Here is a 13,408-nt window from a genome sequence, read left to right on the forward strand (position 1 = left end):
TAAGCAACCTGTGGTGGACCGCAAGCCGCTTTCCATGCCGTGAGACGGGGGAGGCGGCTTTTTTCATGGGGTGCCAAGCCGTCAGCGGTTGTGCAGCACCCCGCCCTGCACGGCGGCGGCGCCGGAGCGCTCCAGCTCGTGCACCAGGCTCTGTGCCCAGGCGGTGGGCGTGTCGGCGGCAAAGTAGCGGGTGTGCAGCGTGCGGAAGTAGGGGGTGGCCAGCATCCACCGGAGGGCGTCGGCCGCGGCAATCTGCTGCCATTCCAGCAGCTTGTATTTCAGCAGCACCTTGGCGGCGTAGCGCGCGTGTTTGCGCGGATCGGCCACAAAGCCGGTCAGCTTGCGTCGTGCCTCGGTCAGGGCTGCAGCCACATCGGTGAACAGCGCGCCGTGGCCGGGCAGCACCACGGCGGGCTGCAGTGCCTCGATGATGTCCAGCGTGGCACCGACCTCGGCAAAGGCGTGGATGCCTTCGATCTCGGGGAAGACCACGCCAAAGCCGTGCTCCCACAATGCATCGGCCGAGATCAGCAGGCGCCGCTCGGGCTCGAACAGAATGACGGAATGCGGGTCGTGGCCCGGTGCCGCATGCACCTGCCAGGGGCGGCTGCCCAGCATGACCTCGGTACCGGCCTGCAGCAGTCCCTCCACACGAAAGCGCGGACAGTCCTGGCCGGTGGGGCGGTAGCTCAGCCTCTCTTCGTCCCAGACGCGGACCGCGGCGGCTTCGCCTGGGGGGATCCAGGTCTGCACGTCCGGGTAGGCGGCCTGCAGCGCCGCATTGCCGCCGCAGTGGTCGCTGTGCAGGTGGGTGTTGAGGATGCGCGCCAGCGGCAGGGCCCCCAGGCTGTCCTGCACCAGGGCCACGGTTTGCTCGGCATGGAGGCAGTAGCCGGTGTCCACCAGCGCGGCGGCGCTGTCAGGCCCGCTCGCCTGGAACAGGTAGTTGTTGGCGGACAGCCAGCCGCGTTCGAGGACAGTGATTTCAGGCCAGAGCAGGGGGGCAGCAGTCATGCAGTCTCAGCAAAGCAAACCCCGCGCCACCGGAGCGGGGTGCGGGGCATAGAGGAGGCACAGCGGGCAGGATCAATGCGGCGCTGGCGCAGCCGGACTGCGCAGTTCGCGCCGCAGGATCTTGCCCACATTGGTCTTGGGCAGCTCGTCGCGGAACTCCACGAAGCGCGGGCATTTGTAGCCCGTGAGGTGGGCGTGGCAGTGGCGAATCACCGCTTCTTCGGTCAGCGATGGGTCATTGCGCACCACGAACACCTTCACGGCTTCGCCCGAATGTTCGTCAGGCACTCCGATGGCCGCACATTCCACCACGCCGGGGCACAGGGAGATGACGTTCTCGATCTCATTGGGGAAGACGTTGAAGCCACTGACCAAGATCATGTCCTTCTTGCGGTCGATGATGCGGGTATAGCCTTGCTCGTCCATGACGCCGATGTCGCCGGTGCGCATGAAGCCGTCGGCGGTGAAGGTCTTGGCAGTTTCCTCGGGCTGGTTGTAGTAGCCGGCCATCACGTTGGGGCCGCGGATGCAGATTTCGCCGGATTCGCCCAGCGGGCGGTCGTTGCCTTCGTCGTCCTTGATGGTGATGTCGATGCCCGGCAGCGGCAGGCCGATGCTGCCGGTGAAATGCTGGGATGTCACCGGGTTGTTGGTGCCGATGGCGCAGGTCTCGCTCATGCCCCAGCCTTCGATCATGGGGCAGCCCGTCACCTGCTGCCACTGCTTGGCCGTGCCTTCGCTGGCGGCCATGCCACCGGCCTGCGAGGCGCGCAGCTGTGAAAAGTCCAGCGTGCGGAACTTGGGGTTTTGCAGCAGGGCGTTGAACAGCGTGTTCACCGCCGGCAGGATGTGGAATGGACGCTTGGCCAGCACATCGACAAATTTGGGGATGTCGCGCGGGTTGGGAATCAGGCTCAGGCTGGAGCCCTGGCGAATGGCGAGCAGGCACAGCGTGAGCGCGAAGATGTGGTACAGCGGCAGTGCGGCGATGCTGTGGACTTTCGACAGGTCTGGCAGGCCCTTGAGCGCGGGGGCAAACCAGGCTTCGGCCTGCAGCGTGGCGGCGATGATGTTGCGATGGGTCAGCACTGCGCCCTTGGACAGGCCGGTGGTGCCGCCGGTGTACTGCAGGAAGGCGATGGAGTCGTGCGTGGCCTGGCTGGGCTGCAGCGTGCGGTTGGTGCCCTGGGACAGCGCATCGCGGAAGTGGGTGAGCGTGCGCCCTTGCAGCGGCAGATCGAAGGGCGGCACCATCTTGGCCAGGTGGCGCACGGCAAAAGTGATCCAGCGGCCGAACACCGGGCCCAGCAGATCTCCCATGGAGGTCAGGCAGACATGCCGGACCTGGGTGCGCTCCAGCACCTGGGCCAGCGTGTGGGCAAAGTTCTCCAGAATCACGATGGCCGTGGCGCCGGAATCCTTGAGCTGGTGTTCCAGTTCGCGCGGGGTGTAGAGCGGGTTCACATTCACGCAGGTGTAGCCGGCACGCAGCACGGCGGCCATGGTCACCGCGAACTGCGGCACATTGGGCAGCATGATGGCCACGCGAGCACCGGGCTCCAGTCCCAGGGTTTGCAGCCAGGCGCCCAGGCGGGCGGAGAGCCGGTCCAGTTCGGCATAGTCCATCCACACATCCATGCAGACCGAAAACGGATGGCTGGCATGGCGCTTGAAGGACTCCTCCAGCAAATCGGCCACCGAGCGGTACTGGGTGGTGTCTATGTCAGAGGGCACGCCTTCGGGGTAGTGCTGCAGCCAAATGCGGTCCATGCTTTCTCCTGTTGCGGGGAAATGGGTGACAAAAAGTGTGTCCATTCTGTGTGGCTGCCTGGGCTGCGCCATCGGGCTTGTCCTAGGGATTAGGGAAGGTCCGCAAAGTGCGCGCGGGGCGGCACAGGCCTGCATGGTCACAATGCAGGCAGGAGGAACTGACCCATGGTGGCCTGGTGGTTGCGGGGAATGACACTGCTGAATCTGGCAGTGCTGGTGGTCTGGCTGGCCTGGGCCTGGCCGCAATCGGTGCCATGGGCGCTGGGCGGGGCGTTGCTGTGGGCGCTGGCGGGGCGCTGGTGGCTGGGGCAGCAGTTTGTCTGCCTGGCCCTGGTGCGGCGCAGCCGAGGCGAGCCGCCGCTGCCGTTGGCGACGCTGTTGCGGGCCTGGAATGCGGAATGCCGCGTGTCGCTGCGCGCCTTTGGCTGGGACATGCCCTGGGCCGAGCACGCCCAGGCGGACTATGTGCCCGACCGTCCGCCGGGCCGGCCCGTGGGCAGCGCTGGCGTGGTGCTAGTGCATGGCTGGCTCTGCAACCGTGCTATCTGGGCCGATGCGCTGCACCAGCTGCGTGCCGCAGGGGTGCCCTGCATCGCCGTCAGCATGCCGTTGCTGCTGCACCGTGTGGGCACGGGCCGGGCGGTGCTGGACGGTGCGGTCCGGTGCATGCAGGCGGCCACGGGCCGGGCGCCGGTGGTGGTGGCGCACAGCATGGGCGGGCTTGTGGTACGGGACTGGCTGCGCAGCCTGACGGATGCCGATGCCCCCCACCGCCCGCAGCAGGTGGTGACGGCGGGCAGCCCCCACCACGGCACCTGGATGGCTTACTGGGCACTGGGGCCGAATGTGGCGCAGATGCGCCCCGGCAACGCCTGGCTGCAGCAACTGCAGCGGGACGAGGCACGGCCCGGCAGCACGGCCAGCCGGGTGCAATGGCATTGTGCGCTGTCCGATACGGACAATATGGTCTTCCCCGGCACCACGGCCTTGCTGGAAGGCGCCACGCCGCTGTGGCTCAACGGCATGGCCCATGTGGAGATGCTGCAGGCCCCGGCGCTGTGGACGCTGGTGCGCCAACTGGTGGCGCAGGAGCCACAGGCCCGGCCAGCGGGGCGCCCGATGGGTGGGATAGAGACCGGGAATGCGCAGGCCGAGGCCCGGTCCATCATGTAGACGGCTGTACCCGGCGCTGCCTGTGCGCAAGGCGGTGCGGGGTCAGGCGGTTGGCGTATGGCTGGCGGGCTCAGGCGCAGCGGGCGTGGTCGGTGGCACCGGCGCCGCATCGGCCCGGTTGCGCACCAGGTGGATGTCCGTGGCCGAGGACAGCGCAATGCCTTGCTCGGCGGTCTGGCGCAGCAGCTCGAACAGCAGGTCGCTGCGCGTGCTGTAGACCTGGCGCGGGCTGGAGACATGGCCGAAGCTGGTGATGTTGATCACGCTGCCGCTGAGCGAGTCCACGTACATCGACGGAGCCGGGGCCTCCAGCACGGCTTCGTGGCTGCGGTAAATGCCCAGCAGCAGTTCCTTGAGGCGGACCACATCGGTGCTCAGCGGCACCGCAAAAGCGATGGAAATGCGGCCCAAGGCGCCGTCCATCGTCAGGTTCTGCACGGACTTGGTGATCAGCTCGGAGTTGGGAACGATCAGCGTGGACTTGTCGTCGGTCTGGATCTCGGTGGCCCGCACGCTGATGCGGCGGATGTCGCCCACCTGGTCGCCGATGCGCACGCGGTCGCCCAGCTTTACCGGGCGCTCGGCCAGCAGGATCAGGCCGGAGACAAAGTTCTGCGTGATGGCTTGCAGACCGAAACCGATACCCACGGACAGCGCACTGGCCAGCAGCGCCACTTTCTCAAAGCCGATGCCCAGTGCGGCCAGCGTCCACAGGCCCGAAAGGATGATGCCCACATAGCGGGCCACCGTGCTGATGGAGTTGCGCGCGCCGATGTCCAGATCGGTCTTGGGCAGATAGGTTTCCACCAGCCAGTGCTGCAGCACGCGGAAGACGGTCAGGCCGATCACCAGCACCACCAGTGCGCGGCCGATGGCCATGGGCTTGAGCACGGTGTCTCCCACCGGCAGCCCACCCTGGGCGGCGCTGGCCGTCCAGCCCAGTAGGCTGCTGGCATTGCCAAAAGGCGCAGTCAGTGCGGCCAGGCCCAGCAGCAGCAGGCTGACGCGCAGCAGGGCCGACAGCAGCACGCCCACCTGTTCCACCCGGGTGGGGCGCAGGCCCATGCCCTGGGCCAGACCGCGGCCGGGGCGGCTTTCCGGTGAGAAGAACCAGGTGCACAGGTCGTCGGCAAACTTCATCAGCAGCGACGTGGCCAGCACCACCACGGTGATCCACACCATCTGCGTGGCCACGAACACCGAGAAGTTCAGATAGCCCAGCAGGGCCGCCACCAGGGCGGCCAGCACCGTCAGATGCCCGCCCAGCCAGGCGAACATCAGCCAGCTGCTGCGCTGCACGGGACGGCCGGCGTCTCCATGTTCGCCCTTGGTGGCGGGCGCGGCCAGGCGCTGGCGCTGCTGGGTGATGGTGACGAGCACCGACAGGATCAGGCCCACATAGGTCAGCGCGATCAGCCCGTCCAGCGCCACCGTGCTCACCGCGCTGGTGCGTGCGGCAATATCCACGGCATTTAGCATCATGGCGAACCAGGTCAGGAAGGCGGCGCCCCAGGCGTAGCGGGTGAGGGTGGGGGCGGCAATGTCGTCGATCGCCAGCAGGCGCCAGCTGGGGCGCTTGGGCACCAGCGTGCTGGCACTGATGGACAGGAAGAAGGCCGCCACGAAGGCCGCCTGGATCCAGGCGTCGGCCACGCTTTGCAGGCGCGGCGTGATGGCATCGATGGCACGCAGGTGTTCGATGAACACCAGGCTGGCCAGGCCGGGCAGCACCGTGCCCACCAGCAGCAGCCACACGGCCAAGCCGGTGCGCCGCAGGCGGCCGTCCGGGGCGCGCTCCGACGCGGCATAGCGGTAGCCCAGGTGGCGCAGGCCCATGCGCAGCGGGAACAGCAGCAGCAAGGCCAGCACGATGCCGCGCAGCGGCATGGCCCAGCCATGTTCAGCAATCGCCGCGCGGAAGCTGGCCTGGCCCAGGCGGGTGAGCCCGCTGATGCGCTGCAGGTCCAGCGGCAGCTGTTCGGAGAATTGCTTCCACAGCGCGGGCGACAGCGGCGACAAGGCCTTGCTGGCGATCTGGGCGTTGAACTGCTGGGTGCGCAGCTTCTCGATGGATTCGGCCGTCTGCGCAGCTTCCACCGACAGCAGCTTGCCGCGCTTGATGGCGGAGTCCAGGTCGCCGTGTTCCTGGGCCAGCTCCTTGCGCTGGCGGGTGAGGTCGGTGCTTTCCTCCACCCCTTCGACCTTGGTGCCGAGCTGCTCCACCCGCTGGTCCAGCTGCTTGAGCAGCGGCTCCAGGGCGGTGACGGCGGCATCGGCGTCGCGCTTGGATTTCAGCGCCTGATCGGCCAGGACTTGCAGCGTGTCGGAGGTCTCGGCGTCGTCCAGCGATTTGCGCACCTTGTCGAGCGAGGCCGCGGCGGCCTGGATCTGTGCCTGTGGCGTGACCTGGGGTTCGGGAGGGAGCAGCGCGTCGGCTGCATGGGCCACACCCATGCAGCCCAGCAGGGCCAGATGCAGGGCCAGCAGCCAGCGCAGCAGGCGGGTGGGGCAAAAGGACAGGATGGAAGTCGGCACAGTCAAAGCGGTGAAAAACAAGGGGTGCGGTGGATGGGACACAGGCGCTGCGCGCGGCACAGCCGTGCCGGCCTGCGCAGAAAAGCCGATGGTCGTGACTATAGGCACTGTACGTGCATAGCGGTTTCGGCGTGTGACGCCTGGACGGGACGGCGCCGCTGCGGCAGCTCCCAGGTGCGCAGCGGCCGGCCTTGTGCGGCGTACGGGCGGGAGCGGCGCGCAGGCCTGCTGCTTGCAAAAGGGGAGCTGCCGGTGGGGTTGTGCGGGCTGTTGGTGATGCAAATGCACACCAAATGAAGCACGATCGCACAGCAGCTGCTATGAAAAACAGACTGCTCCCAGCGGCATGTGCCGCTGAGCGCGCCTCAGACCGAAATGCTGGCCTCGCCCGGCAGCCGCTCATCGGCCGCGATCTCCGGCAGCTGACGCAGCCGGTCATACAGCGGTGCAAAGTCGTTGCTGGCAAAGTCCAGCAACTGCTGCAGGTCGTCGATGACGAAATAGGTGTGCTGGTAGTCGTCGATGCGGTAGCGCGTGCGCATGGTGCGCTCCAGCTGCAGTGGCAGGCGCTGGGGAATGGGGCTGGTGACGCTGTAGGCCAGTTCGCCGGCGGAGCTGAGGATGCCCGCGCCATAGGCCTTGATGCCGTCGGCTTCACGCACCAGTCCGAATTCGATGGTGTACCAGTACAGGCGCGCCAGCAGCTCGGTGGCGCCCAGATCGGCCGCCTTGAGCCCCCCCGCGCCATAGGCCTGCATGTAGTCGGCCAGCACCGGATGAAAGAGCAGCGGCACATGGCCGAACAGGTCGTGAAAGATGTCCGGCTCGACGATGTAGTCCAGCTCGTCCCGGGTGCGGATCCAGTCGGTCACCGGAAACCGGCGCTGGCTGAGCAGGCGGAAGAAATCCACTTCCGGAATCAGCCCGGGCACGCCGACGAGCTGCCAGCCGGTGGCAGCCTGCAGGCGGGTGTTGATGTCCTCGAAGTGTGGAATGCGCTCGGATGCCCCGAGCAGGGGAAGGCAGGCGATGAAGTCGCTGCTGGCCCGCCCGGGCAGCAGCGCCCGCTGGCGGGCGTAGAGCTGGCGCCAGGTGGCGTGCTCCACCTCGGTGTAGGCCGCATAGTTCTGCGTGCAGGTGTAGTCGCTGGCCGCACGGCTGTAGTCTCCGCGCGGCGGGCGGCTGGACTGGCCGTAGACGACAGGGCGGACTTCCATGGTGGCTCTCCTGACAGATTGGATATCGCAACGTGGCTGGAAGTTCTGGTGTCCCCGCTCAGAGCACACCCCGGCGCATCTGGTCGAGTTCGATGCTCTCGAACAGCGCCTTGAAGTTGCCGTTGCCAAAGCCGTCGTCGCCCTTGCGCTGGATGAACTCGAAGAAGATCGGCCCGAGCTGGTTCTCGCTGAAGATCTGCAGCAGCAGCTTCTGGCCCGTGCCGTCGATCAGGATCTTGCGTCGCTTCAGCTCGGCCAGCGGCTCGCCATGCTCGGGCAGGCGCTTGTCGATCAGTTCATAGTAGGTGTCGATGGTGTCGAGCAGGCGCACGCCGCTGGCACGCAGGTGGTCCACGGTGGTGTACAGGTCGTCCGAGCCCATGGCGATGTGCTGGATGCCTTCGCCCTGGTACATGTCCAGGTACTCCTGGATCTGGCCGGCTTTTTCTTTGCCTTCCTCGTTGATGGGGATGCGGATCTTGCCGCAGGGGCTGGTCATTGCCTTGCTCTTGACACCGGTGACCTGGCCTTCGATGTCGAAGTACTTGATCTCGCGGAAGTTGAACAGGCGCTCGTAGAAGCTGGCCCATTCCACCATGCGGCCGCGGTGCACGTTGTGCGTCAGGTGGTCGATATAGGTCAGGCCATGGCCGGGTACGTGCAGCATGTCCTGGCTGCTGATGCCCGGCAGGGGCACAAAGTCCACGTCAAAGAAGCCGATGTTGCCGATATCGCCGGGTTGTGCGTCGCCTTTGCCGCGCCAGCGGTCCACCAGGTAGATCAGGCTGTCCCCCACGCCCTTGATGGCGGGGATGTTCAGCTCGCCCGGGGTGGCCGTGCCGGCATAGCCCCAGGCGCCCAGGGCGATGGCGCGCTCATAGGCGGCCTTGGCATCGTGCACGCGGAAGGCAATCGCGCAGACGCTGGGGCCGTGCAGGCGGGCAAAGCGCTGGGCAAAGCTGTCGGGCTCGGCGTTGACGATGAAGTTGATCTCGCCCTGGCGGTACAGCAGCACGTTCTTGTGGCGGTGGCGGGCCACGGCGCGAAAGCCCATGCTTTCGAACACCTTGCCCATGGCCTGGGGGTCGGGGGCGGCAAATTCGATGAACTCGAATCCGTCCGTGCCCATGGGGTTGTCCCAGGCGGAGGTGCTGTCGGAAGCGGCGGCGGGCAGGGGGGCGTTCATGGCGGTCTCCTGTGTGCTGTGGGGCAGTGATGGTCACCAATGTAGATTTGCTGCGCGTCAAGAAAGCTGCGTCCTGTGCGGAAGGCAGGTGGTGGGTGGCAGGAAAAATGCGCCGAATGTGGTTTTGCTGCATATTTCCCAAGCTTCTAGGGTTAATACTTAGCTGTTTGGTATAAAATCCTGCGTCATGAGTTCACTCCACGCAATAGACAAGCTTGACCGCGCCATCCTGCGCCGGTTGATGGAAAACGGGCGCGAAACCTATGACGTCATCGGCGAGCAGGTGGGCCTGTCGCCCAGTGCCGTGCTGCGCCGGGTCAAGCGGTTGGAGGAGTGCGGCGTCATCGACCGCTATGTGGCCCTGGTACCGCCCGAAAGCGTGGGCCTGGGCCTGACGGCCTATCTGAACGTGCGCCTGGAGAAGAACACCGAGACGCACAAGCGCAACCCCATGGACCTGTTCAAGGCCAGTGTGCAGACCTGGCCTGAAGTGGTGGAATGTGCTTCGCTGACCGGAGAAATGGACTATCTGCTGCGCGTGGTGGTGTCCGATATGCAGCACTACAGCCGCTTCATCATGGATACGCTGCTTAAGCACCCCAGTGTGTCGGATTGCAAGACCAGCTTTGTGCTGGACCGTGTCAAGGGCACTACGGCAATTCCGCTGTAACTGCGGCCCCGACCGAAGGGGCTGCTTGTGGCAGCGCAAACAAGGGCGGTGCAGGGGTAGATCCCGGGTAAACCCTGTGGCAATGTTGCCACCGAACGGCGGAATGTCCTTATTTATGTTGCAATGCAGCAATTCGTGCAGGCCGGCACTTTCCGGCCACAGGTTGGTCAACGTGCCCCGAGGGGCCCTAAACGGAAAGAGTGGGGAAGTGTCATGAGCAGTGAATGGCTGTCTGCCTCGTTGAGAGCAGGATCGAGCATCTTTTTGCCCCGGTTCGCCTCGAACCGCCTGCCCAGTCTGGTGCCCATCCGCGAGCTGGCACCGCGCCACCGCGACCGCATCCTGGCCCACCTGCTGAAGCTGGACACCGGTGACCGCTATCTGCGCTTCGGCTACGCCGCCAATGACGAGCAGGTCAAGCGCTATGTGGAACAGCTCGATTTCGAGCGCGACGACATCTTCGGCATCTTTAACCGCCGCCTGGAGCTGGTGGCCATGGCCCATCTGGCGTATGTGGACCTGGCCAACCACAGCAACTGCGCCGAGTTCGGCGTGTCCGTGCTCAAGAGCGCCCGGGGCAAGGGACTGGGTGGCCGTCTGTTCGAGCGTGCGGCGCTGCATGCGCGCAACCATGGCGTGGACATGATGTTCATCCATGCACTGTCCGAAAACACGCCCATGCTGAAGATTGCCCGCAGCGCCGGGGCCAAGGTGCAGCGTGACGGCACCGAGTCGGAAGCCTATCTGCAGCTGCCGCCGGGCGATTTCGACTCGCGCATGGCGGAGATGGTGGAGACCCATGTGGCCGCCGTGGACTACCAGTTCAAGAAGCAGGCCAAGCAGTTCTGGGAGATCCTGGCCGATGTGCAGGAAATCCGCAAAGGTGTGCAGGAAGGCCGCCACCAGGCCGGCGAGTAAGGTTTGACTCTCTGTCATCCCCAAGGGCTGCCCATGCTGGGCGGCCCTTTTTCATGGGCAGGCCATGCCTGCCCTGGGGGCCTGCGGTGGGCCGGCGTGCACCATGCCGCAGCAGTGCCTGGGGCATGGGCTTGCGGGGTGCATGGGGCCTGTGCGGGGGAATCCGCTATCCTAGGAGCCTGTTTCACTACCGCACGTCCTGCACCTCTGTCTGTGTCAGACCCCCACCCGCAGCGCTCTTCCGACCGCGAAGACAAGCGCAGCTTTCTGCAGAAAGTCGTCGAGTTCATCAATCCCGGTCCCGACAGTCCCGGTGAACTCATCGAAACCCTGGCGGATGCCGAAGACAACGAAGTCATTGGCGCCGACTCCCGCGTGATGCTTGAAGGCGTCATCCGCATGGCCGACATGACAGCCGGTGATGTGATGGTGGCCGCGCCGCGCATCGACTTTCTGGACATCAACGAAACCTACGAAGCCCTGCTGCACCAGGTGATCACCACGGCGCACTCGCGCTTTCCGGTGTACGAGGGCGAGCGGGACAACATCATTGGCGTGCTGCTGGCCAAGGACCTGCTCAAGCTGCAGCGCTCGCCGGGCCTGAACCTGCGCGCGCTGCTGCGACCGGCCATTTTTGTGCCGGAGAGCAAGCCGCTCAACGATCTGTTGCGCGTTTTTCGCAGCAACCGCAACCACCTGGCCATGGTCATCGACGAGTTCGGTGCCACTGCCGGTCTGGTGACCATCGAGGATGTGCTGGAAGAGATCGTCGGCGAGATCGAGGACGAATTCGACATTCCGGAGGAAGAGGGCGACATCTTTGCGCTGGCCGATGCCACCTACCGTGTCGCCGGCCGCACGCCGGTGGAGCGCGTGGCCGAATTCTTCGGCGTGGCGCTGGTGGCCCGCGACCCGGAAGAGGAATTTGACACCATCGGCGGTCTGGTGGCCCATGCGCTGGGCCATATGCCGCGCCGCGGCGAGCACTGGGAGAGTGCCGGTCTGCGCTTTGAAGTGCTGCACGCCAAGGGCGGCGCGGTGCACTGGTTCAAGGTCACGCGCCTGGGCTCGGGCGATTAACTGCTAATCTGCGGGGCCCGCGCCGCTGTGGCGCAGCCCTTGCGGTGGCAGAGCGTCCTGATCCTGGAACCAGGGAGCTGCCGCCGGGTGCCTCCCGCGCCGTGCCCGCTGTTCCCTGACTTCACCCGCCCATGCCTTCCGTGTTTGCCCCTTCTTCACACACCGCTGCCACCCACCGTTTTCTGGGTTGGGGCTGGTCCGCCGGCATGCTGCTGGCCGGTGAGCTGCAGGCCATGTCTCTGGCCTGGCCGGGTTCGGGCCAGGCCCTCTGGTGGCTGCAGCTGCTGAGCCTGGCGGCACTGGCGACCGGCCTGCTGCATGCGCCCACGGCGCGCAGCGCGGCCTGGCGCGGTTTTGTCTTTGCCACGGCCTGGCTGGCAGGCACCTTCTGGTGGCTGTTCATTTCCATGCACACCTATGGCGGCCTGCCGGCGCCGCTGGCGGTGCTGGCGGTGCTGGCGCTGGCGGCCTTTTTGGGCGCGTACTACGCGATTGCCGCCTGGGGCTTTGTGCGGCTGCGGCCCATGCAGCCTGCCTGGGCTGCCCTGGTGTTTGCCGCCTGCTGGACGCTGGCGGAGCTGGCGCGCGGGACGCTGTGGACCGGTTTTCCCTGGGGCGCTGCCGGCTACGCGCATGTGGACGGGCCGTTGGCGGCCCTCCCACGCTGGGTGGGCGTCTACGGCACGGGCGCTGTCGCGGCCTGGTCGGCCATGCTGCTGGCCCAGATGCTGGCCACGCCGGCACGCCGTGCGCTGCGCTGGGCAGCCCCGCTGGTCCTGACGGCCGGTGCCGTCGCCGGTTTAGGGGTCTGGCAGCAACGGGCGCTGGCCGAAGGCGATGCCCAGGCCCTGGCCGAAGGCCGCCCGGTGCTGGACGTGGCCTTGCTGCAAGGCAATATTCCACAGGATGTGAAGTTCGAGCCCGGCGAAGGCATTGCGCTGTCGCTGAACTGGTACGGCCGCCAGTTGCTGCAGCCGGCCGCGCCGCTGGTGGTGGCGCCCGAAACCGCCATTCCGCTGCTGCCGCGCCAGCTGCCCGAAGGCTATCTGGATGCCGTCACCGCGCCCTACCGCTACCAGGAAGCTGGAACCGGCGCCCATGCGGCGCTGGTGGGCATGCCGCTGGGCGACGAAGAGCACGGCTATGCCAATGCGGTGGTGGGCTGGCAGCCCGGTGCCGGGAGCAGCTACCGCTATGACAAGCACCATCTGGTGCCGTTTGGCGAGTTCATTCCCCCGCTGTTTCACTGGTTTGTGCGCATGATGCACATTCCGCTGGGCGACTTTGCCCGGGGCGCCGTCGCCCAGCCTCCCATGCTGTGGCAGGGCGAGCGCCTGGCGCCGAATATCTGCTACGAAGATTTGTTCGGCGAGGAGCTGGGCGCACGCTTTGCCGACCCGGCCCAGGCGCCCACGGTGTTCGTGAACATCAGCAATATTGGCTGGTTTGGTGACAGCCCGGCCATTGACCAGCATCTGCACATTAGCCGCATGCGCTCCTTGGAATTCGAACGCCCCATGCTGCGCGCCACCAACACCGGCGCTACAGTGGCGATCGATCACCGCGGGGTGGTCACCCACCAACTGCCGGCTTTCGAGCGGGGCGTGCTGCTGGCCACCACCCAGGGCAGGGAACATTTGACCCCCTATGCCCGCTGGGTGGCTGCGGCCGGTCTGTGGCCGCTGGGCCTGCTGTGCGCCGCTGTGCTGGCGCTGGCGGGGTGGCTGCTGCGCCGCAGCAAATAGAAAGTTCGACCTGGGTCACAGGGTTTGTGGTGCACGGACAACAAAGAGCTTCGATAATGCCCGCCTGCGGCGCCCGTACACTCAGCGGCGAGCACAACAT

Annotated in this window: 10 protein-coding genes; 5 read left to right on the top strand and 5 right to left on the bottom strand. The window is 66.3% G+C overall.

The genetic code is table 11. From position 1 onward, the window contains the following. Window positions 1-81 precede the first annotated feature (81 nt). Together KW830_RS20220 and KW830_RS20225 are read right to left on the bottom strand one after the other, a co-directional pair. The gene (locus tag KW830_RS20220) at window positions 82-1,014 is read right to left on the bottom strand and encodes an MBL fold metallo-hydrolase (RefSeq protein WP_066541012.1); all 933 of its coding nucleotides are present in this window, start codon (window positions 1,012-1,014) and stop codon (window positions 82-84) included. A 72-nt stretch (window positions 1,015-1,086) separates the two neighbouring features. Beyond that, window positions 1,087-2,784 carry an AMP-binding protein gene (locus tag KW830_RS20225; RefSeq protein ID WP_218334198.1) on the bottom strand — a complete coding sequence of 566 codons (1,698 nt, stop codon included), beginning with the start codon at window positions 2,782-2,784 and terminating at the stop codon, window positions 1,087-1,089. Window positions 2,785-2,973: 189 nt separating this feature from the next. On the opposite strand from KW830_RS20225, the gene KW830_RS20230 reads away from it, so the two are divergent. Further along, window positions 2,974-3,957, top strand: a complete 984-nt coding sequence (locus tag KW830_RS20230) for a triacylglycerol lipase (RefSeq protein WP_218334199.1) — start codon at window positions 2,974-2,976, stop codon at window positions 3,955-3,957. 42 nt (window positions 3,958-3,999) lie between these two features. Here KW830_RS20230 and KW830_RS20235 read toward each other — a convergent pair whose 3' ends face one another. The 3 genes from KW830_RS20235 to hppD all read right to left on the bottom strand — a co-directional run bounded on the left by KW830_RS20235 (window position 4,000) and on the right by hppD (window position 8,895). After that, on the bottom strand, window positions 4,000-6,492 hold the full coding sequence (locus KW830_RS20235; RefSeq protein ID WP_280057863.1) for a DUF3772 domain-containing protein: 2,493 nt from the start codon (window positions 6,490-6,492) through the stop codon (window positions 4,000-4,002). Window positions 6,493-6,857: 365 nt separating this feature from the next. Further along, window positions 6,858-7,709, bottom strand: a complete 852-nt coding sequence (gene phhA / locus KW830_RS20240) for a phenylalanine 4-monooxygenase (protein WP_218334200.1) — start codon at window positions 7,707-7,709, stop codon at window positions 6,858-6,860. 58 nt (window positions 7,710-7,767) lie between these two features. Continuing rightward, window positions 7,768-8,895, bottom strand: coding sequence for a 4-hydroxyphenylpyruvate dioxygenase (hppD, locus tag KW830_RS20245; RefSeq protein WP_066541006.1), 1,128 nt, complete (start codon window positions 8,893-8,895; stop codon window positions 7,768-7,770). Between the two features lie 187 nt (window positions 8,896-9,082). On the opposite strand from hppD, the gene KW830_RS20250 reads away from it, so the two are divergent. From KW830_RS20250 to lnt, 4 genes are all read left to right on the top strand, one after another. Then, window positions 9,083-9,565, top strand: a complete 483-nt coding sequence (locus KW830_RS20250; protein ID WP_066541005.1) for an Lrp/AsnC family transcriptional regulator — start codon at window positions 9,083-9,085, stop codon at window positions 9,563-9,565. Window positions 9,566-9,778: 213 nt separating this feature from the next. Then, window positions 9,779-10,483, top strand: a complete 705-nt coding sequence (locus KW830_RS20255; protein WP_066541003.1) for a GNAT family N-acetyltransferase — start codon at window positions 9,779-9,781, stop codon at window positions 10,481-10,483. Between the two features lie 213 nt (window positions 10,484-10,696). Further along, the gene (locus KW830_RS20260; RefSeq protein ID WP_066541001.1) at window positions 10,697-11,563 is read left to right on the top strand and encodes an HlyC/CorC family transporter; all 867 of its coding nucleotides are present in this window, start codon (window positions 10,697-10,699) and stop codon (window positions 11,561-11,563) included. 206 nt (window positions 11,564-11,769) lie between these two features. Further along, window positions 11,770-13,308 carry an apolipoprotein N-acyltransferase gene (lnt, locus tag KW830_RS20265; RefSeq protein WP_255578922.1) on the top strand — a complete coding sequence of 513 codons (1,539 nt, stop codon included), beginning with the start codon at window positions 11,770-11,772 and terminating at the stop codon, window positions 13,306-13,308. Window positions 13,309-13,408 lie beyond the last annotated feature (100 nt).

The sequence above is a fragment of the Comamonas sp. CMM03 genome (assembly GCF_019218715.1).
Classification (GTDB): Bacteria; Pseudomonadota; Gammaproteobacteria; order Burkholderiales; family Burkholderiaceae_C; genus Comamonas; species Comamonas terrigena.

Excerpts from the sequence above, each read along its gene's own strand:
- KW830_RS20225 (WP_218334198.1), bottom strand. The coding sequence starts at position 2,784 with ATGGACCGCATTTGGCTGCAGCACTACCCCGAAGGCGTGCCCTCTGAC.
- KW830_RS20250 (WP_066541005.1), top strand. The coding sequence starts at position 9,083 with ATGAGTTCACTCCACGCAATAGACAAGCTTGACCGCGCCATCCTGCGC.
- phhA (WP_218334200.1), bottom strand. The coding sequence starts at position 7,709 with ATGGAAGTCCGCCCTGTCGTCTACGGCCAGTCCAGCCGCCCGCCGCGC.
- hppD (WP_066541006.1), bottom strand. The coding sequence starts at position 8,895 with ATGAACGCCCCCCTGCCCGCCGCCGCTTCCGACAGCACCTCCGCCTGG.
- KW830_RS20220 (WP_066541012.1), bottom strand. The coding sequence starts at position 1,014 with ATGACTGCTGCCCCCCTGCTCTGGCCTGAAATCACTGTCCTCGAACGC.
- KW830_RS20230 (WP_218334199.1), top strand. The coding sequence starts at position 2,974 with ATGACACTGCTGAATCTGGCAGTGCTGGTGGTCTGGCTGGCCTGGGCC.
- lnt (WP_255578922.1), top strand. The coding sequence starts at position 11,770 with ATGCTGCTGGCCGGTGAGCTGCAGGCCATGTCTCTGGCCTGGCCGGGT.
- KW830_RS20255 (WP_066541003.1), top strand. The coding sequence starts at position 9,779 with ATGAGCAGTGAATGGCTGTCTGCCTCGTTGAGAGCAGGATCGAGCATC.